This is a genomic window from Halopseudomonas sp., assembly GCF_047631575.1.
Classification (GTDB): domain Bacteria; phylum Pseudomonadota; class Gammaproteobacteria; order Pseudomonadales; family Pseudomonadaceae; genus Halopseudomonas.
The window spans coordinates 35,297-60,337 of record NZ_JBLIAB010000005.1 but is presented as its reverse complement, the minus strand read 5'-3'; the positions used below and the strand labels follow the sequence as shown (position 1 = coordinate 60,337).

General features: G+C 53.5%; 16 protein-coding genes. 11 read left to right on the top strand and 5 right to left on the bottom strand.

Features of this window, described 5'->3' with window-relative positions; genetic code table 11:
- The first annotated feature begins 361 nt into the window (after positions 1 to 361).
- Positions 362 to 2,539, top strand: a complete 2,178-nt coding sequence (locus ACJAXR_RS10720; RefSeq protein WP_415058263.1) for a FimV family protein — start codon at positions 362 to 364, stop codon at positions 2,537 to 2,539.
- Positions 2,540 to 2,604: 65 nt separating this feature from the next.
- Here ACJAXR_RS10720 and lon read toward each other — a convergent pair whose 3' ends face one another.
- Positions 2,605 to 5,013, bottom strand: a complete 2,409-nt coding sequence (gene lon, locus ACJAXR_RS10715) for an endopeptidase La (RefSeq protein ID WP_415058262.1) — start codon at positions 5,011 to 5,013, stop codon at positions 2,605 to 2,607.
- A 147-nt stretch (positions 5,014 to 5,160) separates the two neighbouring features.
- Between lon and ACJAXR_RS10710 the strand changes: the two genes are divergently transcribed.
- From ACJAXR_RS10710 to ACJAXR_RS10685, 6 genes are all read left to right on the top strand, one after another.
- A complete protein-coding gene (locus tag ACJAXR_RS10710; RefSeq protein ID WP_415058261.1) occupies positions 5,161 to 5,931 on the top strand; it encodes a helix-turn-helix domain-containing protein in 771 nt (256 codons plus the stop codon).
- A 270-nt stretch (positions 5,932 to 6,201) separates the two neighbouring features.
- Positions 6,202 to 9,357 (top strand): bifunctional proline dehydrogenase/L-glutamate gamma-semialdehyde dehydrogenase PutA, encoded by a 3,156-nt coding sequence (gene putA, locus ACJAXR_RS10705; protein WP_415058260.1) that lies wholly within the window; start codon positions 6,202 to 6,204, stop codon positions 9,355 to 9,357.
- A 112-nt stretch (positions 9,358 to 9,469) separates the two neighbouring features.
- Positions 9,470 to 10,945, top strand: coding sequence for a sodium/proline symporter PutP (gene putP / locus ACJAXR_RS10700; protein ID WP_415058259.1), 1,476 nt, complete (start codon positions 9,470 to 9,472; stop codon positions 10,943 to 10,945).
- A 173-nt stretch (positions 10,946 to 11,118) separates the two neighbouring features.
- A complete protein-coding gene (locus tag ACJAXR_RS10695) occupies positions 11,119 to 11,754 on the top strand; it encodes a TetR/AcrR family transcriptional regulator (protein WP_415058258.1) in 636 nt (211 codons plus the stop codon).
- Between the two features lie 126 nt (positions 11,755 to 11,880).
- The gene (locus ACJAXR_RS10690) at positions 11,881 to 12,996 is read left to right on the top strand and encodes an efflux RND transporter periplasmic adaptor subunit (RefSeq protein WP_415058257.1); all 1,116 of its coding nucleotides are present in this window, start codon (positions 11,881 to 11,883) and stop codon (positions 12,994 to 12,996) included.
- A 5-nt stretch (positions 12,997 to 13,001) separates the two neighbouring features.
- Entirely contained in the window at positions 13,002 to 16,103 is a 3,102-nt protein-coding gene (locus ACJAXR_RS10685) for an efflux RND transporter permease subunit (RefSeq protein ID WP_415058256.1), read from the top strand.
- Here the strand turns inward: ACJAXR_RS10685 and ACJAXR_RS10680 are convergent.
- Positions 16,087 to 18,096, bottom strand: coding sequence for a S9 family peptidase (locus tag ACJAXR_RS10680; protein WP_415058255.1), 2,010 nt, complete (start codon positions 18,094 to 18,096; stop codon positions 16,087 to 16,089). The two genes, ACJAXR_RS10685 and ACJAXR_RS10680, sit on opposite strands and share 17 nt — an antisense overlap.
- A 67-nt stretch (positions 18,097 to 18,163) precedes the next feature.
- On the opposite strand from ACJAXR_RS10680, the gene ACJAXR_RS10675 reads away from it, so the two are divergent.
- Positions 18,164 to 18,538, top strand: coding sequence for a hypothetical protein (locus ACJAXR_RS10675; protein WP_415058254.1), 375 nt, complete (start codon positions 18,164 to 18,166; stop codon positions 18,536 to 18,538).
- Between the two features lie 46 nt (positions 18,539 to 18,584).
- Here the strand turns inward: ACJAXR_RS10675 and ACJAXR_RS10670 are convergent, their stop codons facing one another.
- From ACJAXR_RS10670 to aceK, 3 genes are all read right to left on the bottom strand, one after another.
- Positions 18,585 to 19,166: a hypothetical protein gene (locus ACJAXR_RS10670; protein WP_415058253.1), complete on the bottom strand. Its 582-nt coding sequence runs from the start codon at positions 19,164 to 19,166 to the stop codon at positions 18,585 to 18,587.
- A gap of 221 nt (positions 19,167 to 19,387) precedes the next feature.
- Complete coding sequence (locus tag ACJAXR_RS10665; protein WP_028615072.1) at positions 19,388 to 19,594, bottom strand: cold-shock protein; 207 nt, start codon at positions 19,592 to 19,594, stop codon at positions 19,388 to 19,390.
- A gap of 295 nt (positions 19,595 to 19,889) precedes the next feature.
- Positions 19,890 to 21,593 carry a bifunctional isocitrate dehydrogenase kinase/phosphatase gene (gene aceK, locus ACJAXR_RS10660; protein ID WP_415058252.1) on the bottom strand — a complete coding sequence of 568 codons (1,704 nt, stop codon included), beginning with the start codon at positions 21,591 to 21,593 and terminating at the stop codon, positions 19,890 to 19,892.
- Positions 21,594 to 21,713: 120 nt separating this feature from the next.
- Here aceK and ACJAXR_RS10655 point away from each other — a divergent pair, with 120 nt between their 5' ends.
- The 3 genes from ACJAXR_RS10655 to ACJAXR_RS10645 all read left to right on the top strand — a co-directional run bounded on the left by ACJAXR_RS10655 (position 21,714) and on the right by ACJAXR_RS10645 (position 24,998).
- Positions 21,714 to 22,787 carry a DUF748 domain-containing protein gene (locus tag ACJAXR_RS10655; RefSeq protein WP_415058251.1) on the top strand — a complete coding sequence of 358 codons (1,074 nt, stop codon included), beginning with the start codon at positions 21,714 to 21,716 and terminating at the stop codon, positions 22,785 to 22,787.
- 155 nt (positions 22,788 to 22,942) lie between these two features.
- Complete coding sequence (locus ACJAXR_RS10650) at positions 22,943 to 23,788, top strand: AAA family ATPase (RefSeq protein ID WP_415058250.1); 846 nt, start codon at positions 22,943 to 22,945, stop codon at positions 23,786 to 23,788.
- A 31-nt stretch (positions 23,789 to 23,819) separates the two neighbouring features.
- A complete protein-coding gene (locus ACJAXR_RS10645; protein WP_415058249.1) occupies positions 23,820 to 24,998 on the top strand; it encodes a vWA domain-containing protein in 1,179 nt (392 codons plus the stop codon).
- Positions 24,999 to 25,041 lie beyond the last annotated feature (43 nt).

Genomic DNA, 25,041 nt, shown 5'->3' with positions numbered 1-25,041 from the left:
TGCCTGTTTCCAACCTATCTTAAATAAAGGCATATTACCGTAACTTGCAGTGCTTGACAGGATGTCACCCCTGCTGCTTCACTGGTTTAGATGCTGGCATCTGGCCATTTCGCATTGGCTGATGTGTATCCTCACAGCGTGGGTCGTGTCATAGGAATGTCATTCAATATTTTATGCGTTCAAAGTGTATTATTCTTTGACTGTTTACGCGGATTTTTTGTTCGTTTAGCTTTCGATGGATGGCATACTGCCGATTATTGGGTGGCAACACACAAGTTATTGACGCTCTCCCCATATGGAATGCGATGGATAGCGCAAGTGGATGAGTCGGCGCTACTTACACAGGACAAGAGGAAAGGGTATGGCAGTCAGACGCGAAGTGATTGTGGGAGTAGCCTCTCTGGCCGCTCTCTACGTAGGTGTAAGTAACGCGTTAGGACTTGGGGAAGTGCGGCTTGACTCTTCGCTTAATCAGCCTCTGAGTGCCATGATTCAACTTCAGGATGCGTCAGGGCTTGCTACTTCAGACATCATAGTTTCCTTGGCCCAGCCGGACGCATTTGAGAAGGCCGGTATCGACCGCCCGTTTTTTCTCACTGATTTGCGTTTTATTCCGATGTTTGAAAATGATCGCCTGTTCATTCGCGTCGAGTCCACCCTTCCTGTTCGCGAGCCCTATTTGAACTTTCTTGTAGAGCTACGCCGCCCGGGCGGTCGCATTTTGCGTGAATACACGGTGCTGCTGGATCCGCCGCTGTATGAACCGCAGCGCGCCATTTTCGCCGCTCCGGCGGTAGCGCTGATTCAGCCACTCGCAAGTAGGACCGATGCTGCACCTTCAATACCCCGACAAGCAGACCAGAGAGCAGGAGTCGCATCAAACTCAAGCAGGACACAACTTCAGTCTTTACCTGATTTGCAGCCCCAGGAAGGTGCCGAAAAATACACTACCCAAGCTGGCGATAACCTTTGGGATATCGCGGTCAAACAGCGTCCTGATCGCTCTGTGAACATTCGCATGAGCATGTCTGCTATTCATGCCCTAAACCCGGATGCCTTTATTGACGGTGATATTGACCGTCTGCGCCTTGGCCACACCCTGACACTGCCGACTCGCGCGCAACTTGTATCGGCCGGCGCGCCTCCGGAACTTCTCGCTGGCGCTTCTGAGCAGCAGGAGCCGATGGCTGATGTGGCAACCAGTCCTGTAGTGACAGAAAAGCGCGCGGAGGACCTGACTCAGCAGTCACCTGTTGTTGGAACAGGCACTGACACTGTTAGTGAGCCCCTGCCTGACGGTATAGAGGTCGAAGGCACTGGAGCCTCGCTTGGCCAGACTGAGGCGGGTGAAGCCAGTCCTGATAGCGTGGAATCGCGGCTGCGTATTGAAGAGACAACCCTGGACGCAGCCGATGCAGATTCTGCTGCCTTACTTGGGCGACTGAACGCACTCGAGGGTCAATTCAATGTCCTGCTCAGCGAGCTCGATGCACGCGATGCACAGATTGCAAGTCTGCAGGCCGAACTGGAATTAATGCACCAGGCCAAAGAGGCTGGCTCGGCCCTGGATGTCGATCTCGCTGGTACTATTGGCGCCGGTTCGATAGGTGGCGGCGATGCGGATGCAGATTTGTCCTCAGCCGCAGGCAGCGACGATCCCGCGGACGGTTTCATCGCTGCGAATGTGCTTCCCGGGGAGCTGCCTGAGTCAGCGAAAAGTTCTTTTTCCTGGTTGAGCTGGCTGACGATCCCGCTGGTTTTGATTGCCTTCCTATTGGGTCTCCTTATTTCGCGTCGTCGCACTCGAAATAATGATGATGAGGATCAGCAATTCGAAGCCGAACTTGAGCAGGAGTCTCACGTTGAGGGGGGCTCCTCCAATACCACTACTGTCCCAGTTATGGTCGCCAGACCGGTCGCTCAAACTGCATCCAAACCCGCAGTCGATTTGCTCGATGGTGTAGAACTTTATATTACCTATGGTCGTTTCGCCGAGGCGCGCACCATGCTCGATAAGGCGATTGATGAGAAGCCGGAGCGTCTGGACCTTCGTTACAAACAGCTGCACGTACTAGCCGAACTGGGTGAAGGTTTTGATTTTTCGGAGCAAGCAGAAGAGCTTCGTGAACTGGGCGGTGATATGGATCGTGTGGACCAGATCAAGGCCCGATACCCATTGATATTCAATGACAATGGCGACATGGCTGCCCAAACGCATCGCTCCGAGCCGCTGCTTGGTGGGGACGAAGACACTATAGAATTCACCTCTGGCTTCGAAGATGATCATGACGAATCCAACACCAGTCAGTTGAATCTGAATGATTTTACGTTGGACCCTGATTGGGATCTGATCGATGGTTTGAGCCCTGAGCCCATCCGCAAGACGGGTGGCAAGGATTCAGTGGCCAATGTCGAGAAAAAGATTACGGAAGCTGAGTTCGCAAGTGGATTGCACCAGTTTCCGCACGTAGAAGAGCTAGACGAGGATCATGACGAGCATTTTTCATCGTCTGACTCCCGTGATCAGAAAAAAAAGTAATCAGTGGTAGGGTGAGTTGAAAGAAAAGCCCCGATGGGAAACCATCGGGGCTTTTGCTTTATACCTCAGTCAAAAAGCACCCGAGCGACGTCGCGAAAATGGCTGGCAAAATAGATGTGCATGCCTTCCTTCAGGTAGTCGGGTAGCTCTTCATATTCCCCCTCGTTCTCCTTAGGCAATATCAACTCATGAATGGACTGCCGCCGGGCTGCTATAACTTTTTCGCGGATCCCGCCGACAGGGAGTACCTGGCCAGTCAGGGTCATTTTTCCGGTCATGGCCAACCCCTTTCGCGGTGCCGTGTTGCGCGCTAGAGAGAGTAACGCACTGGCCAGAGTGATTCCCGCACTTGGCCCGTCTTTGGGGGTTGCACCTTCAGGCACATGTAGGTGGATGAAGGATGTGTCGAAGAACTCCGGATCTGCCCGGTAGCTTTTGAGGTTGGCGCAAATGTAGCTGTAAGCAATTTCAGCTGACTCGCGCATCACTTCACCAAGTTTGCCGGTTAACTTGTAACCCCGACTGAGGCTATGCACGCGGGTTACCTCAACAGGCAAGGTCACACCACCCAATGATGTCCAGGCCAGACCAGTCATGATGCCGACACCTTGCAGGGTTTTTTCCTTGCGAAAAGGCGCCGACCCCAACAGGTCGGTGAGGTCCGTTGGTTTGATGCTGATTTTCTGACTTCGATCGTCAAGCAATCGCATGACGGATTTGCGTATAACTTTCGCCAGTTGCTTGTCCAGGTTTCGTACCCCGGCTTCACGTGCATAACCGTCTATCAAAGTACGCAAGGCCTTGTCAGTAATACGCAACTGGCCTTTAAGCACGCCAGCGCGTTCGAGCTGCCGAGGCCATAGGTGATGTTTGGCAATAGCCAGCTTCTCCTCGCTGATGTAACCGGACAGGCGGATAACATCCATTCGATCCAATAGTGGGCCGGGTATGCTGTCCAATACGTTTGCGGTACACACGAAAAGTGTCTTGGATAAATCCAGACGCAGGTCGAGATAATGATCGAGAAACTGATTATTCTGTTCTGGATCGAGCGTTTCGAGCAGCGCTGAGGCCGGGTCACCCTGGTGGCTACTGCCAAGCTTGTCAATTTCATCCAGCATGATGACCGGGTTCATCACTCCGACTTCCTTGAGCGCCTGGACGAGCTTACCTGGCATAGCGCCGATATAGGTCCGGCGATGCCCCTTTATCTCTGCTTCATCGCGCATACCGCCCAAACTGAATCGGTAGAAAGGCCGTCCCAGACTTTCCGCTATCGAGTGACCTATACTGGTCTTGCCAACGCCGGGGGGGCCCACGAGTAATACGATGGATCCCGACACCGAACCCTTGAACGCACCCAGACCGATGAATTCCAGGATGCGTTCCTTTACGTCTTGTAGGCCGTCGTGGTCGCGGTCGAGAATTTTCCGTGCATGGGCTATATCCAGATTGTCATTATGGGTTATACCCCACGGGATTGAAGTTACCCAGTCCAGGTAGTTGCGGGTTACCGCGTATTCTGGGGAGCCTGTTTCCAGTACCGACAATTTATTCAGTTCTTCTTCGATTTTTGTGCTGGTGGCTTCTCGCAGGATCTTGTTTTTCAGCCGTTCACGAAAATACTCGATATCAGCTGTTCGGTCGTCCTTGGACAGACCTAGCTCCTTTTGAATGACTTTGAGCTGCTCCTTAAGGAAAAACCTGCGCTGACTACCACTGATGGTGCGATTGACCTCGGCGCTGATTTCACCTTGTAATCGCGCGACGTCAATTTCTTTTTTCAGCAATACCAGCACCTTTTCCATGCGGCGCAGCACGGGCACCGTATCGAGAATGTCTTGGAGCTCACTTCCCTTGACCGATGTCAGGGTCGCGGCGAAGTCTGATAGCGGTGACGGTTGATTGGGACTGAAGCGATTCAGATAGTTTTTCAATTCTTCGCTGTAGAGCGGATTGAGCGGTAACAGCTCCTTGATTGCATTGATCAAAGCCATCGCGTAGGCGCGAACTTCGTCCCGCTCATCATGTGGGGACTTGGGATATTCAACTTCCACTCGATAGGGCGGCTTGCGGCTCAGCCATTGGGTGATGCGCACCCGCGTAAGCCCTTGGGCGATGAACTGTATCTTGCCGTTTTCCTTGATTGCATGCTGGATTTTTACTGCGCAGCCGATTTCGGGGAAACGCTCGAAATCGATTTCGCCGTTGGCTGCAAGTGGCCCATCAACAAAAAATAGAGAAAGTGCATGGTGAGGAGTACTGGACACGAGGTCTATGGTTTCACCCCAAGGCGCCTCGTCCATAACCACTGGCATGACTTGCGCCGGGAAAAAGGGCCGGTTGCTGATTGGCAGCAAATACAACTTATCGGGTAGGCCCTGCTCGGGTAAAGCCAGACCTGTGCCGGAATTCGAGCTTTCAGGTTCTTCGCGCTCGATATAGTCGAGTTGCCCGCTGTCGTTATCGGTCATGAGCTCTCTCTGTTCGCTTTTCGCGCGGCAAGCCGCTGGTAGATAGCAGATGGAGTCGATAACTATATATTTCAAGAGCCTCCACGTGGGTTGTGGCTGTATCGGTCAGAGCCTACTATGGGTGTCCATGCGTAATGGCTAATTTGCATGATTCACACGCGTATTCTCGATCTTCCACTGCACTGTGCGACCCACTCTCACTCCCAGCATCAGCTGATTGTAGGGCTCGATGGCTGTGCGGATTTTGAAGTCATGGGGCAGGGCGGCGCCGTCAGCCGTCTGCATGCCTGCCTGGTACCCGGCCACGAATCTCACGCCTTCTCCGGGCGGGGCACCAATCATATGTTGATTCTCGATCTTGCCGTAGACACAGCGACCAATATTGAGGAGACGCCTAATGATGACTTGTCCCGGCTGTTTGACAAGCCACGCTTTGTGCGTCTGGACCAGGGTTTGCAGGGTCTGCTGGATTTTGCTGCTCACCAACTTGCCGTGCCTGGGGGCAGTCAGGGTCCGATAAGCAGGCATCTCGGGGGCGTCTTGTTACATACCCTGCACGATCGTCTTTTCTCACGACCGCCAGCGATTCAGACTACCCACGCGCTTGATTTGTCGCGGATCGATAACTTTATTCGCGATCGACTCGATCAGCCAGTGAGTGTCGCTGAAATGGCCGCACAAGTTCACATCAGTCCCAGCCACTTTTACGCACTGTTCAAACAGCGGGCAGGACAGTCTCCTCATCAGTATCTGCTTGCAGCGCGCGTAGGCGAGGCGGTCAGACTGATCTGCAATAGCGCCATGCCTTTATCAGAGGTGGCCAGCCGCTGCGGATTCTCTAGTCAGAGTGCCTTGAGCCATGCGGTCCGCCAGCGTTGCGGTGAAACACCGCGTAGGCTCCGCATGGACGCGAGGTAGCGTCGTCAGGTAGCCTCCGGGCCGGATTATCTCGTTCATTTCGGAGTTTTACGCAAAAAAACCGCAGGTTTTTGCAAGATTTGCCATCTACTGCCTTCTACAGTTGTTCGATGACGTGCGTCTTTGTCTTGCCTACAGGACATATCCACGAAAAAAACAATCAAACTCGTCCGAATGCCAACCATGGTCTAGGGTTAGAGTTGAAAGGATTTCTTATCCGTACCCGATACTCACACTGTGAGACGTCAGGCGAAGAAGGAGCAGAAGTAGATGTTCAAAGCCAGTGAGGCCCCGCGGGGCGGTTTTCGCGATAGCAGTCTCCAAGATTTTTTTAACGTCGTCAGCGAATATTATTCGGTAGACGAAGCTGCTTATCTGTCTGAGCTCGAAGTACTCGCCGAGCCGGAAGATATGGCAGCCCTCTCGCAGCAGGCAACCAAGCTGATCCAGGATGTGCGCAAGCGCGATAATGCGAGCGACAGTATCGACGCCCTCCTTCAGCAATACAGTCTCGACACTCAGGAAGGCATCATGTTGATGTGCCTGGCCGAGGCGTTACTGCGGGTGCCGGATGCTGATACCGCCGATGCGCTGATCCGTGACAAGCTCAATGCCGCCCAGTGGGACAAGCATGTGGGTCAGAGCGAAAGCGCACTGGTGAATGCGGCTGCCTGGGGTTTGGTAATGACCGGCAAGGTAGTCAACCTTGACAAGCGCCAAGATGGAACTCCAGGCACGGTGCTTGGTCGACTAGTTAAGCGCAGCGGTGAGCCAGTCATCCGCAGCGCTATGCTGCAAGCCATGCGTATCATGGGCAAGCAGTTTGTGCTCGGGCGTAATATCAAGGAAGCCTTGAAGAACGCTAAAGAGCAGCGTGACAACGGGTATACCTATTCTTTCGACATGCTTGGCGAGGCCGCACTAACCCGTGCAGATGCGGCTAAATACCTGGAGGACTATAGCGAGGCAATCGCGGCTCTGGCCAGCGACAAGTATCAGGGAAAAAGCCCGAAACCGACCATCTCGATCAAGCTCTCTGCTCTTCATCCGCATTATGAAAGCGCTCGTGAACAGCAGGTGCTGGAAGAGTTAAGCGAAACCGTCCTTGGACTTATCCGTCAGGCCCGCGCCGGTGGTGTCGGTATCACCATCGATGCCGAAGAAGCCGATCGGCTGGAGCTGTCTCTGAAGCTGTTCCAGCGTATTTACAATCACTCGGATAGTCGTGGCTGGGGCGACTTTGGCATTGTTGTTCAGGCCTACAGTAAGCGTGCTTTGCCAGTACTATGCTGGTTGACATTGCTGGCTAAAGAGCAAGGCGACCTGATTCCGGTGCGACTGGTCAAAGGCGCATATTGGGACACCGAGATTAAGCTTTCTCAGCAGGCTGGTCTCGAGGGCTACCCGGTCTTTACCCGAAAAGAGGGCACAGACGTCTCCTATCTGGCATGCGCGCGTTATCTGCTCAGTACCCAGACCGAAGGTCTGATCTATTCCCAGTTCGCCACGCACAACGCGCACACCGTTACCTGTATTCTTTCCATGGCAGGTGACCGCTCGTTTGAATTCCAGCGCCTGCATGGCATGGGTGACGCCCTCTATGACACAGTGCTGGAGCAGAACAGGTGTGCTGTCCGTATCTACGCACCTGTCGGTGCGCACAAGGATTTGCTGCCGTATCTGGTACGGCGCCTGTTGGAAAACGGTGCAAACTCCTCTTTTGTGCATAAGCTGGTGGACAAAAAAGTACCGATCGAATCACTCATCGAGCACCCGCTAACCAGTCTGCGTCGTCACGCGTCCAAGGCCAACGACCTGATTCCGATGCCTGTTGATATTTACGGCAGCGGTCGCCGAAATTCGCGGGGCATCAACCTGAATATTATGTCGCACTGGTTACCGCTCAAGGCTGAGTTGGACAAGCACATGAGCGCACGCTGGAGCGGTGCACCGCTGGTCAACGGCAAGAGGTTGACCGGTGAGGTCAGGTCTGTGATGTGCCCCTACGAGCTATCCCATCAGGTCGGTGAAATAGTCTGGGCAACCGCGGAGCAGACGCATGAAGCGATAGACAGCCTGGCAAACGCCTTCCCAGCGTGGAATGCAACGCCGGTCGAGGAGCGGGCGGCGATACTGGAACGCACTGCAGACCTGCTTGAAAAGCATATGCCCGAATTGATGGCAATCTGTACCCGCGAAGCTGGCAAGAGTCTTCAGGATGGTATTGATGAGGTGCGCGAAGCGGTCGACTTCTGCCGTTATTATGCAGTGCAGGCGCGTCAGCGCTTTGCGTTGATCACCTTGCCGGGGCCGACCGGAGAAAGTAATGAGCTTTACCTGCAGGGGCGTGGTGTATTCGCCTGCATCAGTCCCTGGAACTTCCCTTTGGCCATCTTTCTTGGACAGGTATCAGCCGCTTTGGTTACAGGTAACACCGTAGTGGCCAAGCCAGCGGAACAGACGAGTCTCCTTGCAGTACGTTGTGTCGAGTTGATGCATGAAGCCGGCTTGCCAGGTAACGTATTGGCGCTGTTGCCGGGTGACGGCAAGCAGGTAGGCAGTGTGGTGACCTCTGACACCCGTATTACCGGTGTGGCTTTCACCGGTTCGACCCAGACTGCTCACGTGATCAATCGTGCACTGGCGGCCCGCGATTGCGCTATTGCGCCCATGGTTGCAGAAACCGGCGGCCAGAACGCCATGCTGGTTGATTCCACAGCGTTGCCTGAACAGGTGATCAATGATGTGGTGCATTCAGCCTTTACCAGTGCCGGGCAGCGTTGCTCTGCGCTGCGCGTGCTGTTTATCCAGGAAGACATCGCACCGCGGGTGATGGAGTTGCTCAAGGGCGCCATGGCTGAATTGCACGTCGGGAATCCGTTTGAACGGTCTACCGATGTCGGACCAGTGATCGATGAAGATGCGCGTAATAACTTGAACAAGCATATTGAAACCATGAAGTCCCAAGACCGGTTGATTGGTGAAACGCCATTGCCGTCGGGCCTCAATGGACATTTTGTCACGCCGACCGCGTTCCGTCTGGATAGCATTAGCCAGCTCGACAAGGAACATTTCGGGCCGATTCTACACGTGATCACTTGGCGCAATAATACGCTCGATAAAATGATTGATGACATAAATGCGACCGGTTTCGGTTTGACACTAGGCATACACAGCCGCAATGAAGATACCGCACTGCACATTGATCGTCGTGTGCGCATCGGTAATGTGTATATCAACCGCAATCAGATCGGCGCCGTGGTTGGCGTGCAACCCTTTGGTGGAATGGGTCTGTCCGGTACTGGCCCAAAGGCTGGAGGACCGCACTATCTACTGCGATTTGTCACTGAACGTACGCGCACCATCAACACCACTGCGGTAGGCGGAAATGCCAGTCTGCTGTCGTTGGGCAATGGTGAGCCATGAGCAGGAAGGTGCCAGTATAAAACTGGCGTCGTCGAGCAGAGGGAATTGATCAGTACTTCCCCATACCAATAACAGGACAAGGACTGTCCAACTATAAAGAGAGAAGACGAACATGACTGGTAACATTGGCATTGTGAGTGCGACCTTTGCGGTCTATATCGCGGTGATGCTAGCCCTCGGCTATGTCGCCTACAAACGAACCACTAATCTGTCCGACTACATTCTTGGCGGACGCTCAATCGGGCCGGGTACCGCTGCGCTGTCAGCAGGTGCCTCCGACATGAGTGGCTGGTTGCTTCTGGGGCTTCCCGGTTACGCGCTGGCTGCAGGCTATGAAGCGACCTGGATTGCAGGGGGGCTTCTTGCGGGTACCTATCTGAACTGGTTGATCGTCGCCAGGCGGTTACGGGTCTACTCCCACGCGGTTAACGATTCGTTGACTCTGCCTGCTTACTTCGAGTTTCGCTTCGAGGACAAGAGCCGTGCTTTACGGGTGATATCGGCTATCTTTATTTTGTTGTTCTTCCTGTTTTACACCAGCTCAGGTCTGGTGGCGGCGGGCAAATTGTTTGAAAGCACCTTCGGACTCGACTATCAGACAGCCGTTGTTGTTGGCACGGTGATAATCGTCTCGTACACCTTTTTTGGTGGTTTCCTGGCAGTATCATGGACCGACGTGATTCAGGGGCTGCTGATGGCCGCCGCACTGGTGATCGTGCCGATCATTGCTTTGAACTCTATAGGGGGTTGGGGCAACGCTCATGCGGCAATGGAAGCAAGTAATCCCGAGCTGCTGACATTCTTCAACGATGTCGAGGGTAATCCGCTTGGCTTTGTGGCGATCATATCGCTGGTTGGCTGGGGTCTTGGCTATTTTGGTCAGCCGCACATTCTTGCCCGTTTCAAAGCGATCGGTGACGATGCTGCTCTGCCTACTGCCAGGCGCATCGCTGTGCTTTGGACATCGATATGTCTGGTCGCTGCACTGATGGTCGGCTGGGTTGGTATTGGCTACCTTGGCGAAGGCGGTATTGCCGATGCCGAGACCGTATTTCTGGTATTGATCCAGGCAATGATGCATCCGATTGTGGCGGGTATTCTCCTCGCGGCGGTGCTGGCGGCGATTATGTCCACAGCCGATTCGCAGTTGCTGGTATCGTCGTCTGCCTTGGCAGAAGATTTCTACAAGGCGCTGTTCCGTCGTGATGCTACTCAGTCAGAGCTGGTTTGGGTCGGTCGGTTTGCCGTGGTTGGCATAGCGATTTTAGCATTGGTCTTTGCGTTCAATCCTGAAAGCACTGTACTGAGTCTGGTTTCCTACGCTTGGGCAGGTTTCGGTGCGGCCTTTGGTCCAGCAGTGATTCTGTCGTTGTTCTGGAAGCGAATGAACCGAAACGGCGCACTAGCTGGCATCATTGTTGGTGGCGTGACGGTTGTGGTCTACAAACAGATCGATACTATTGGTTTGTACGAGATTATTCCCGGCTTCATTCTCGCGACTATCGCGATCGTGGTTGCCACGCTTCTCAGCCCTCCACCGTCAGCTACTATCGAAGCGACTTTTGACGAAGTAGCCAACAGCTACTGAGGATGATTAATCGGGCGGCACTGACTGCCCGGCACCTTCATTTATAGATGGGAAAGTTCGGCTGCCAGTCCTGGCAGTCGGACACTCTGCAATAGAGTTTCCCATTACCGACCTTGCAATCATTTTATGCCTGTTTTCTAATATGGACTGACGCGTCAGTCCAGAAGTGAAGCATGTCACATGATCCTATAGATATAGAAGCCAAACGGGTACGCATGCCCGCAGCGCATCGCTGTGAGCAAATTCTGTCTGCAGCGGTCCAGATATTCGCCGAGCAAGGATTTCGTTGCACGGAAGTTCAGCAGATTGCCGATCTTGCAGGCGTAGGCAAAGGTACCGTGTATCGTTTTTACCCTACCAAGGACGCCCTTTTTCAAGCCGCAGTTGAAGACGTTATGCAGCGACTGACTGCTCAGGTAGATCACGCGGTGTTTGCTGTCGATGATCCGCTTGAGTATCTACGAGTGGGCTTCAAGGCTTATATGGCTTTTTTTCAAGCTCACCCCGAAGCTATTGAACTGTTTGTGCACGAGTCCGCGGAATTCAGGCGTATAAGCAAGCCGCGTTATTTCGCCTATTCGGACATGCGACGCCAAGCTTGGATTGATGTGTACCAGCAGCTGATAGATAGCGGCCGTAGTCGTGTTAGCGATCCACAAGCGATTCTCGATGCTATAGGCAATCTTGCCTACGGCAGTGTGCTGGTCAATCGGATTTCCGGCCGCAACGAGTCTCTTGACGAGGTGGCCGATCAACTTCTGGATATTATTTTGCATGGATTGCTAAGCACTCCGGACACAGCAGGCTAATCAGTCACACAATGGACGCTATGCGGCCTACCACTTTTCACTTTATTCGAGCGATATCGATCTATGCTAAGTTCCACCTCGGTACCTGTGCCGTCCTCATCTGGATCTCTGGTTCGTCTCCTTGCCATGTTCGGGATCGTTGGTCTGCTTTCCGCCTGTGGGAGCGAGTCTGCCGATCAGCCGCAACAGCGGCCTGCCGCATTGGTCACCGTAGAGGAAATCAAGCGCTCCGACGTAGAGCTGGTGCGCGAATATCCTGCTCGGGTACGTGGTGCCCGCGAGGTGGAGGTGCGCGCGCGGGTTCCAGGTGTTTTGCAGAAGCGCGTCTACCGCGAGGGCGCTCAGGTAGCGGAGAGTGATTTGCTGTTCATCATTCACCCTGAGCCACTTCGGATCGTCGAAGAGCAGACGAAGGCTTTTCGTGCCAACGCGCTGGCCGAGCTGCGTCAGGCTGAACGGGAGTGGGATCGAGCCCAGCAGTTATTTGATCGCGGTGCGATCAGCGCTAGCGAGAGAGATCGTCTCAATTCCCAACTGGATTTCGCACGTGCGGGTCTTGCCGAAGCTGATGCCCGACTGGATGAAGCAAGACTGAACTTGTCCTATACCCAGGTGCGCGCGCCTATGGCCGGAAGCACCAGTCTGGAAGTCTTGCCTGAAGGTAGTGTCCTGACAGTTGGTGCGCTGTTGACCACTATTACTCGACAGGACATCGTTCATGTCTTGTTTGCGCTACCGGAAAAGGATGCTGCCATACAGCGGGCCTCGCAGCTGGAAGATGATGGTCTCAGCGCCACCGTGCACTTGGAGCTCGCAGATGACTCTGAATACGCCCTGCCGGGTAACATTGATTTCACTTCTAGCAATATCGATAGTGCCACCGGCACCATTACGCTGCGCGCCGTATTTGATAATCCGGACAGGCAACTCATTCCTGGTCAGTTCGTACGGGTACGCATTGTTCTGCGCCGCATAGAAGACGAGATTTTGGTGCCCGCCCAGGGAGTCGGCGCTGATGCTCAGGGGCCGCAAATTTATGTGGTCAAGGACGACCTTACGGTAGAAAAACGATCGATCGTTCTGGGCGCGATCATCAATGACCGTCAAATAATCATCGAGGGTCTGCAGCCCGGAGAGCGCGTGGTCGTGAATGGCCAGGTAGGCTTGAGGCCGGGAATGGAGGTCAAGGTGACTAATGATGATGCAAACCCGTCCGATGCCTTGACGTCTGAAGGGGAGTAGGTCGTATGTTGCAGTTCTTCATTGATCGACCTATTTTCTCAACTGTACTTTCTATCCTGATCCTGATTGCCGGGGGCGCATCCCTTGCCCAGTTACCGGTGGAGCAGTATCCCGAGGTAGTGCCACCGCAGATCGTTGTTCAGGCCAATTATCCCGGAGCCAGTGCTAGTGTGATCGCCGAAACGGTATCCGCGCCACTCGAGCAGGCGATCAACGGCGTCGATAACATGCTCTATATGGAGTCCTACAGTGCGGATTCCGGTGCAATGCAGTTGACGGTACACTTCCAGATTGGAACCGATCCGGACCAGGCCACGATCGATATCAATAACCGCGTCCAGCGGGCAACGGCACGTCTTCCCCAGGAAGTTCGTAACCTCGGCGTGCAGGTTCAGGCGCGCTCCACATCAATCCTCCAGGTGATCACCTTGTCCTCCGAACAGGAGCAGCTAGGTACCCTGGAAATTAGCAATTACGCGTTGTTGAATGTGCTTGATGAACTGGTACGCCTGCCCGGGGTGGGTAACGCTGCGCTGTTTGGTGCTCAGGATTATTCCATGCGTATCTGGTTGCGCCCTGACAAGCTGGCTGAGTTCAACCTCACGCCCAGTGATGTAGCGGCTGCGTTACGCGAGCAGAACGCCCAGTTTGCAGCGGGACGCATAGGCGCCGAACCCTCGCCGCCGGGTCAAACCTTCACTTACAGCGTCAGTACACCGGGCCGGTTGGTTACCACCGATGATTTCGAACAGATCATATTGCGCAGTGATGTCGAAGGGCGCACCTTGCGCCTGGGAGATGTTGCCCGGGCGGAACTGGGGGCGCAGAGCTATGATTTCAGCGCTACGTTTAATGCCAAGAATGCAGTGCCGATCGGTATCTATCTGCAACCAGGAGCGAATGCGCTGGAAACCGCAGAAAATGTGCGTCAGGCCATGGACAGGATCTCCGCTGATTTCCCCGGAGACCTACGCTTTGATATTCCCTATGACACGACCATCTTTATCGAGGTATCGATCCGCGAAGTGATCATCACCCTGATTCAGGCGCTGGGTCTGGTTCTGTTGGTCACGTTTCTATTTCTGCAGCATTTAAAGGCTACCCTCATTCCGTTGGTGGCCATTCCGGTGTCTTTGATCGGCACTTTCGCCGGCATGCAGGTGTTTGGCTTTTCGGTCAATCTGCTTACGCTTTTTGGTTTGATTCTGGCGATCGGCGTGGTGGTTGATAATGCGATCATCGTTATGGAGAACGCTGAACGGCTGATCAAGGAGGAGGGGCTTTCGAGCTACGAGGCTGCTAGTAAAACGATGAAGCAGGTGTCTGGTGCAGTCGTTGGTTCTACGCTCGTACTGGTCGCGGTATTCGCCCCGGTAGCTTTTCTTGGTGGCCTTAGCGGTGAGCTTTACCGTCAGTTTGCGGTAACCATCGCAGTATCCGTTGCGCTATCTGGCGTGGTTGCCCTGACGTTGACGCCAGCGATGTGCGCAATATTGCTCGATCGAGCGCAGACGGAGCCATCGACTGCTTTTGCATGGTTCAATAACGGTTTTGATCGACTAACCGATGGTTTCGCGGCAGTGGTGGGCTGGATGCTGGTGCATGCAAAGATCACCTTGGTGTTGTTTGCTTTGCTAATCGGTTCTATCGTATTTTTGATTGACCGAATGTCCACCGGGTTGGTGCCACAGGAGGACCAGGGGTTTTTATTGGCGGTCTATCAATTGCCACCCGTGTCTGCGTTGGGCCGCACCGAAGCCGTGCGTGAAGTGGTCAGCAAAAAAATAGTCGCGATGGATGAGACCAAGGGGGTAACCAGTTTTGCCGGGTTCGATATTCTGAATCGAGGGTTGCGCACTAATACCGGGGTTGCTTTTGTTACGCTGATTGACTGGGATGAGCGTCCTGGCGAGGAGCACAGTGCCCAGGCGGTAGCCAATCGGATTGCCGGGTTGGGCGCTCAGTTGCAGGAGGCCAACGTATTTGCCTTTGTACCCCCGCCGATCATGGGGCTGTCACTGACCGGCGGGGTAGAAGGTTATCTCCAGGTTCTGGGTGAGAGCGATCCGCTGAAGCTCAAGGCTGAAGCTGACCGGTTTGTTGCGGCCGCAAGTCAGCGGCCTGAACTAACTAACGTCCGTGCAGCCGTCGACGTCGGTGTGCCACGCTATGACGCCACGGTCGACTGGGACAAGGCTAAATCCATGGGTATAGCCATTGATGATATTTTTGTCACGATGCGTAGTACCTTCGGGGCCCTTTACGTCAATGACTTCACGCTCGAGGGGCGTAACTGGCAGGTCAATATTCAGGCTGAAGCACCCTTTCGCAGCGATCCAGAGGATCTGGGTAAGATCTTTGTACGCGCTGGGAGTGGCGAGCTGGTACCACTGGATTCGGTTGTGAATCTGGAGCGGATCCAGGGTATCGACAGCGTGAGTCGGTTTAATTTGTATGCGGCTACCAAGGTAAGCGCTGATCCTGCGCCTGGATACAATACGGCTGACGCCTTGGCCGCCATGCAGGAAGTTGCCGCCGAGGCGTTGGGTCCCCAGGCACAGTTGGGTTGGGTAGGCGAGGCGTACCAACTGTTGGATTCGGCGTCCTCTGGTGCGATTGCCTTCGCGTTGGGCATCCTTATGGTCTTCCTGATCCTGGCAGCTCAGTATGAGCGTTGGAGTTTGCCCCTGGCTGTGGCGACAGCCATTCCATTTGGCGTCTTTGGCGCGGTAGTTACCTCAATGTTGCGCGGCTTTCCCAATGACATCTATTTCCAGGTCGGGCTGCTGGTATTGATCGGTCTGGCCGCAAAGAACGCTATCCTGATTGTTGAGTTTGCCGCGCAGAATCGCAAGCAGGGTATGTCACCCTTTGATTCGGCGCTGACCGCTGCACGCCAGCGTTTCCGCGCCATTATGATGACTGCACTTACGTTCATTATTGGCAGCATGCCGTTAGCTTTTAGTACCGGTGCCGGTGCGGTGAGCCGGCAGGAGATCGGTACGGTCGTAGTGGGTGGCATGCTGGCAGCCAGCACTCTGGCGTTGATCTTCGTGCCGGTATTTTACATGCTGCTGGAACAGCGGGGCTTCAAGCGTCGGGAATGACAGCCAGCAAGAAGCTATATTCCTCGGCCAGTTCGCGCATGGCCTGGTAGCGCCCGCTGGCGCCGCCGTGGCCTGCTCTCATCTGGGTGCGCAGTAGTAGTGGGTGGCTGTCAGTTTTGCTGTGACGTAGTTTTGCAACCCATTTGGCTGCCTCCCAGTACTGGACGCGCATGTCATGGTATCCGGCGGTGACGAACAGCGCTGGGTAGTCCTGTCTTTTAACCTGTTCGTAAGGCGCATAGCTTCTGACCCGTTCGGCAACGAGCGGGTCACGCATATCCCCCCATTCTTCGTATTCCCCCACGGTCAAAGGCAGCTCGGGATTACTCATAGTGTTGAATACATCGACAAATGGCACATCGGCTACTGCAGCGGCAAACAGGCCGGGGCGTTGATTGATCACATTGCCGATCAGCAGCCCCCCGGCGCTTCCGCCGGCGATTACCAGCTGGCGGTTGCTGGTGAACCCTTCGTTGACAAGGTGGTCGGCGCAACCGATAAAATCGCTGAAGGTATTCTCCTTATGCTCCAGTTTTCCCATCTGATACCAGGCTTCGCCGAGGTCAGCACCACCGCGCACATGGGCTATTGCGAACTGCCAGCCCCGTTGCAACAGTGAGAGGCGAGCATGGGAGAACCAGGGGTCCATGCTGGCGCCGTAGGAGCCGTAGCCATAGAGATAGAGTGGGGCAGGTCTAGAGGGACGATCGCGCAACCGAACGATACTGAGCGGAACACGAGTACCATCTGCGCTGAGCGCCCATTCCCGAAGCACCTCGTAATCGTTTGCATCAAAGGGTCCTTCAACAGGGACTTGTTTTAGGATGCGTTGCTCGCCGCTGGCAAGATGCAGTGCAATGATTTGTGCGGGCCGGTTCAATGATTCGTAGCGCAATCTGACATATTCACTTTCGTATCTTTCGCCGCTTTGTACGTGCAGGCTGTAAACCGCTTCAGGCATGCTCACGACATAGTTCGGCGCTCTGATTGGTTTGACTTCCAGCGTAATCAGGCCTTGATCACGGTAATGCAGCAGCAAAGCGTCTGCTTGTACGCTGAAATCTTCCAGAGTACGAACCGGATCTGTGGCTACCATCCTGTGCCAGTTACTTTGATAAGGGTGCTCTGGGTCTGCCTTATACAGACAGAAATTTTCACCCTCTGCATTACTGCGAATCAGTAGCCCCTCGGCACCGTGATCTACGTGATATTCATGTCCGTCGGCACGCGGTGCCATCATCTGCCACTGCGCGAAGGGTTTATCGGCTGGCAGTAACTGTATTTCACTGGTGTTCTTGCTTGTGCTGGCGAGCATTAGCCACTGTTCAGAGCTGCTACGATAGGCGTGAAGATAAAATCGCTGATCTGCTTCGTGAAACAGGTGCACTGGTGAGTTCTGCGGATGCAGGCGCCACAAGTCTGCTGGACGTGAGGTCTCGTCCATGGTGATGGCAAACAGGTGGGTGCTATCTGCTGCCCAGATCAGGCTCCCATCTGCCTGATTCAGGTTCAGCTCGGTGGTCTCTCCGGTACTGATATTTTTCAGATACAGCAGATAAACTTCGTCTCCCTGCCGATCCAGGCTGTAAGCCAGCCATAGGTGATCAGGGCTGACTGCGTAATCACCCAGCTGCAGGAAACCCTCTCCTGCCAGAGCGTTCAGGTCCAGCAGTTGTTGCTCGCTCTGGCTGTCGATCTCAAGTCCACCATCTGCCGGGCGAGCACAGCGATAAAAACGTGGATATTCTGCACCGGCTTCTGTTCGCTGGTAATACAGCCAACTATCCCATACCGCGGGAAGGGATAAATCGGTTTCGCGAATTCGGCTACGTATTTCATTGAAGAGTATATCGCGCTGGTCGTTGTGATCACGCAGCCAGGTTTCGGTGATTTGATTTTCACCGTTCAGATAATCGAGTACATCAGGGCTGTCACGCTGCTCAAGCCAGGCATACGGATCAACGGTAATGTCGCGGCGAGCGGTAATTGGCATCTGGATGGGACTCCTGAAAGAAAAAAGTTATTATAGCGTCACATTTTCAGTGACGGTGCCTAGCCCGATGTTCAACGAATCCGAATACGAGATGGTATGGATGGTTTATCTGGCGGCTGCGGCCTGCGGCTGGCTGGTGTGGTGGAAGATTACCAGCTTCATTCCTTGGTGGTTTATTCGTGAGCCGCTTTGGCTAATGATGGCGGTTTTGTTGTTTACACCCGTGCGTGTGGCTCCTATGGAAGCTGCGCAGGCGCCGGCAACCATTATCCTGTTGTTTGATGCGGTCCTCGGCTCAGGCGATGATCAGGTTCGTATGTTGGGCGATATTAGTCTGGTAATGGGGTTGGTATTGGTTGCCTATATTGTTTTTGCGTTGCTCCGAGCAGCGTGGAAACATTGGCGACCGATAGAAACCAAATACGCCCGGGGGCAGCATTGAGTTTAGGCTGCTGAGTGGTTGGCCGGGCGATGAGGTCAAGTAGGCTTCAGTCTTCGCTTTTCTGCTCGTATAGGGTTCTAGCCAATTGCATGATCTGTTCTTGGAACTCGCTGCGCTGAATATCGGTCATGGGACATATACCTATTTGTTCGAATAACCGATATCCGCGTACCGAGAAGAACAGAATGCTGGCTTGGGCCAAACCCAGTGGAGACTCAGCTAGGATGTTAAATAAGCCCTGGACGTCGTCTGAGGTTGTCTGCAGTAATTCCGGATTACTTGATGCTGCCGCTAGAATGGCCGAGTCCAGGTTTTTTTCTTCGTTGGATTCACTCAGATTGCTCAGCAGTAGGGACTTGAGTTCTCTCATAGGCTCGTCGGGCAGCACGCTTTCGTATGCTCTCCAGCGTACTCTGAAGCGTTCCAGGCGGTGCTCGACCATCGCCGCAAGCAGCGCCTCTCGATCCGGGAACATGATTTCCAGGGTTTTCTGATCAATGTTTGTCCGCACGCTCAGACTGGAAAAGGTCAACTGTGACGCGCCCAATTCGCTGACGATGGCTTCTGCTGCTCGGAAGATTGTCAGCCTAAGGCTGTCGTCGATTTTTGCTGACTCGGTGCTTTCCACTGTGGGAACCCCCTCTTAGACGTCCTGGTGGCGGGTTGCGAAAAGGCAACACGGGTAAAAGCCACGCCGGGTGGTCCCCGAACGGCCTTACTGTTAGGGCCATAGGGTACGACTTAAGGCCTTTTCAGGCGAGTTTTTTTTGCTTTACCGCGATGTGAAAAGACTTTGTTGCAGGCAATAAAAAACCCGGCCTAGGCCGGGTTTTCAGTCAGACTTCGGAATTAACCGATAACCTGAATGTTTGCAGCTTGCTTGCCTTTAGGACCAGTAGTGATGTCGAAAGACACCTTCTGGTTCTCGGCGAGGGATTTGAAGCCCTGAACCTTAATTTCTGAGAAGTGGGCGAACAAATCATCACCACCGCCGTCTGGAGTAATGAAGCCAAAGCCTTTAGTGTCATTAAACCACTTAACTGTACCAGTTGCCATTTCGGATAATTCCTATCAAATTGAAAAACTTGAGCATTGCTCAATTAAAGCGCGGGGAATCAAAGATTACGAGAATGACAAACTTACGTACTGAAAAGTGCGCTTGCAGCCTACTACTCTATCTTGAAAACCTACGCGCTCACTCTGCGCTTTATTGCTTACCTTGTCAAGCTGTGCTTGGCAGGTGCCTTACGACGCAAAACGAACGAACCTCAGTATACGACAGATTGAAAAAATAACACCCCCGCAGGTAAATTAATTTGTATCTATGCGGCCGCTGGTCTGAATTGGCAGTTCAGGTTCTGCGGTACGGGAAGACATCTATGACCTGGCCATCCTTGATGCGTGCTTGTAAGCCTTTCCAGTAGTCCGCGTCGAAGATGTCGCCATGCATGCTGGAAAATTGCTTACGGTGTTTGATGTCGGCGAATAGAAATACGGGAAACTCTTCGGGAAAGACGTCGTTGGGTCCGACCGAGTACCAAGGTTCTGACGCCATCTCCTGCTCCGGGTATATGGCTTCGGGGATGTGCCTGAAGTTGACCTCGGTCAGATAACTTATCTCGTCGTAGTCGTAGAACACCACTCTGCCATGACGCGTGACGCCGAAGTTCTTCAGTAACATGTCTCCGGGGAATATGTTGGCGGCCGCCAGCTCCTTGATTGCTTTGCCGTAGTCCAATAGGGCTTCATGCGTCTGCGTTTCGCTGGCGTGTTCAAGATAGATATTCAGTGGTGTCATGCGTCGCTCAGTCCAGCAATGTCGCACCAGAATGATCTCGCCTTCATCTATGATAGTTGAGGCAGCTACTTCGAGTAGCTCGGCCAGGCAGTCGGGTTCGAACCGGTCGCGGCGAAAGCGGAAGTCCGCAAACTCCTGAGTGTCTGCCAGGCGCCCGACCCGATCATGTCGTTTGACCAGGCGATAGCGGTCGATAACAGTCGCCCGATCTATATTCTTGGAAGGCGCAAACTTGTCCTTCATTATCTTGAATACCGTATTGAAGCCGGGCAGGGTGAACACGCTCATCACCATACCGCGCACCCCCGGCGCCATCATGAAACGATCATCGCTCGTGGCCAAGTGAGAAATCAGAGAGCGATAGAATTCTGACTTGCCCTGTTTATAAAAACCGAGCGCCGTATACAGTTCAGCGATATGTTTGCCTGGCAGCAGTTTTTTGAGAAAGCTCACCAGTTCTGCGGGTACGACCGCCTTGACCATGAAGTACGAACGGGTAAAAGAAAATATGATCGATACCTGAGACTCGTCGGTGATGAGGGTGTCGACACAGATACCTTCGGTTTCCCGATGAATGAGGGGTAGCACAAAAGGCCATTGTTCGTTCTGGCTCAGTACGCGACCTACCAGATAGGCACCTTTGTTACGGTAGAACACTGATTGGACCAACTCGATAGTCAAACCTCGATCGATTTGTGCCCATTCAGGCAATCCCTTTTGCAGGTGCTCAACGATCATTTTGCAATCGCCGTCGAAATTCACCCAGGGTGTATTGAATCGATGCTCGTCAAGAACCTGTCTTATCAGCGCGTCCAGGGATCCGTCGGAGATGAATCCGCGTGTCAGTGGGGTGCGCGAAGGGGGCCGGGTCGGCGGACGCGTCGTATGCACGAACATGGTTTCATCACTGATCTGATCGTGGTGATGCAGGCTGGTGAATACCGAATTGAACCAGGTCTCGGCCAGCTCGTCGTCAAAGCGCTGTGAGATGAGTTCTATATAGGCCATGCGAATGTCCGGCCAACGTGTAACATCCAATATGTTACTGGCCGTCTGGTTGTGTTCCAGCGCAGCTGAGGTGGCGGTAACACATTCCTCGTATAAATTGATGCGTGCGGTGGATGCCTCCTGAATCTCGGTCCAGCGCGCGTCTTCAAAACGGCGACGTGCGCCATCTGTTATCTCCCGGAAACCGTGCCGGTAGCTGTCGAATCCGTCAAGAATATGTTGAGCGAGAGTAGTGGGATTTAAAGGCATGGTGTGATCAAACCTGAATAAGGAGTTGTAGGCAGGATAGCCAGTCTGCGACCTCAGTGAAAGAGTCAGCTGTGAGCTAACCTGACTGCCAAAATAGTAGTCAACGATAAGGGCCTGTGGATGAAAAAGAAACTTGGGTTTACCTACGGTGTTATGGCGAGCGTTATCATTGCGCTGGTGATCCTTCATCTATCACTCGCTTCCCTGGTGCGGCATCTGTTGAACGAAAATATGGCGCAGATGGGCAATTACACTGGGCATGTCGAGCGTGTTGAGCTTTCCTGGTGGCGAGGCGCCTACGTGCTGCACAATCTTAATATCGAGAAAGCCGAAGGCAATATTCAAGCCCCCTTGCTCAAGGCGCCACTGATCGATATCGCCGTTAGCTGGAAGGCGTTATGGGAGCAACGGGCTTTAGTTGCGGTCGTCAGCTTCACGGAGCCAGAGGTGACTTTCGTGGATGCGCCAAGCGAACAAGGAAAACAAATCGGTAATGGCGTCGATTGGCGGGAAACGCTGCAGGAGCAGGTACCAATCACCCTGAACGAATTACGGATGATCGATGGCGTAGTGGCGTTTCGTAATTTCACCACCGAGCCACAAGTCAACCTGTATGCCAATGACGTCAATCTGAGCTTTCATAACCTCGGTACCGCAGAAGACCTCGAGGGTAATCGCGACGCCAACATGAGGGGCACAGCTCAATTTCTAGGGCATGCTCCGATGGAAGTAGAAGCTGCTTTTGACCCACTGGTGCGCATGCAGAATATTGATTTCAGACTGCGTGTATCCAATGCTGAACTAACCCGGCTCAACGATTTTACCTCGGCCTATGGCAACTTTGATTTTCAGGCGGGCACCGGTGAGCTAGTGATCGAGGCCTCAGTAACGGACGGCAAAATCGAGGGATACGTAAAGCCGCTGTTGCGTAATGTTGAAATATTCAACTTCAAGCAAGATATACAGAGTCAAGACAAGGGGATATTGCGTGGTATGTGGGAGGCTCTGGTAGGGGGAGGCGGCGCTATTCTGAAAAATCAGCGCAAGGACCAGTTGGCGACGCGTGTAACTCTAAGCGGTACTTTGAACGAGACCGAAATAAGCCCTTTGCAGGCTTTGTTCGGTATTTTGCGCAATGGATTTATCGAAGCCTTCAGCTCCGACTTCGATAGCGGGCCAGTTAAAGAGCGCTGATTATGATAAGTATTACTAGGTGGATCATTCAGTGACTGAATACTACGCCCCGGTTCACAGTGCGCCCGCGCTCACGTTATAGTCGTAGGTTAACTTTATTGGTGTTGCACGCCCCAGGCGGCACCATACCCTGAATTACCTTGAGGACAGCCGGAATGAAATTCGAAGGTACCCCTTCCTACGTAGCCACAGATGATCTGAAACTGGCAGTCAACGCCGCCATCACGCTGGAACGGCCCCTGCTGGTCAAGGGTGAACCGGGCACAGGCAAGACCATGCTCGCCGAACAATTGGCCGAGTCGATGGGAATAAAGCTGATTACCTGGCACATAAAATCGACCACTAAGGCCCATCAGGGATTGTACGAATACGACGCGGTAAGCCGTCTGCGTGATTCGCAGCTAGGTGTTGAAAAGGTGCACGACGTCGCCAACTACATCAAAAAGGGTAAGCTCTGGGAAGCGTTCGAGTCCGAAGAGCGTTCAATTCTGCTGATCGACGAAATCGACAAGGCAGATATCGAGTTTCCCAACGACCTGTTGCAGGAACTCGACAAGATGGAGTTCTACGTTTACGAGACCAATCAGACGATCAAGGCCAAGCAACGGCCCATCATCATCATTACCTCGAACAACGAAAAGGAACTGCCGGACGCTTTCCTGCGCCGCTGCTTCTTCCACTACATCGCCTTCCCTGACCGCACGACCATGCAGCGGATTGTCGATGTGCATTTTCCCGAGATCCGCAAGGCACTCCTGTCTGAGGCAATGGACATCTTTTTTGACGTGCGCAAGGTGCCAGGACTGAAGAAAAAGCCATCTACTTCCGAGTTGGTTGACTGGCTCAAACTGTTACTTGCCGATCAGATCCCGGAAGCAGTTTTACGTGACCGTGATCCGACCAAAGCCATTCCACCGCTCTATGGCGCTTTGGTCAAGAACGAGCAGGATGTGCATTTGCTCGAACGGTTGGCATTCATGACCCGTCGCCAGAACCGCTGAGACGTCAGATTCGCTAACAAGGGGGAAGCCCATGCTTCTGGGTCTGTTCAATGAAATGCGAGCGGCGAAGGTGCCGGTATCGGTGCGTGAGCTGCTCGATCTGATACGAGCGCTCAAGCACCATGTTGTGTTCGCCAATATGGACGAATTCTACTACCTTGCGCGCACGATAATGGTCAAGGATGAACGCCATTTCGACAAGTTTGATCGTGCATTCGGGGCCTATTTCAATGGCTTGCAAAATCTCGATCAACTGCTTGAAACCTTGATTCCGGAGGATTGGCTGCGCAAGGAATTCGAGCGCATGCTGACTGATGAAGAGCGCGAAAAAATCAAGTCGTTGGGCGGCCTGGATAAGCTGATAGAGGAGTTCAAGAAGCGCCTTGAAGAGCAGAAGGAGCGCCATGAAGGTGGTAATAAATGGATAGGTACAGGCGGTACCAGCCCATTTGGTTCGGGTGGCTTTAATCCAGAAGGTATTCGAGTTGGCGATGCCGGGAAACGGCAGGGCAAGGCGGCCAAGGTGTGGGATCAGCGCGAATACAAAAACCTGGACGATCAGGTTGAGCTGGGTACCCGCAATATAAAGGTAGCTTTGCGTCGACTGCGTAAATTTGCCCGCCAAGGGTCGCCTGACGAGCTGGATATTGATGGCACCATCGACCACACGGCGCGCGATGCAGGTCTGCTGAATATTCAGATGCGTCCGGAAAAACGTAACGCGGTCAAACTGTTGTTGTTGTTTGATATCGGCGGCTCGATGGATGCGCACATCAAGGTGTGCGAAGAGCTCTTCTCGGCATGCCGTACCGAGTTCAAGCATCTTGAGTACTACTACTTCCATAACTGTCCGTATGAGTCAGTCTGGAAAAACAACCTACGCCGCACGGGTGAGCGCACTTCTACGATGGATCTATTGCACAAGTACGGACCGGACTACAAGATTATCTTTGTTGGTGACGCCGCTATGGCCCCCTACGAGATAACTCAGCCGGGAGGCAGTGTGGAGCATTGGAATGAGGAGGCCGGACACGTCTGGATCCAGCGCTTCATGGAGAAGTACAAGAAGACAATCTGGATAAACCCCTACCCCAAGGATGCCTGGGATTACACTACCTCGACACGTATCGTGCGTGATTTGATCGAGGACCGGATGTATCCGTTGACACTGGAAGGCTTGGAAGAGGGAATGCGCTTTCTCAGCAAATAATCAGATCGCCCCGGGATGACAAATAGGCCAAAGCAGAGCCTCA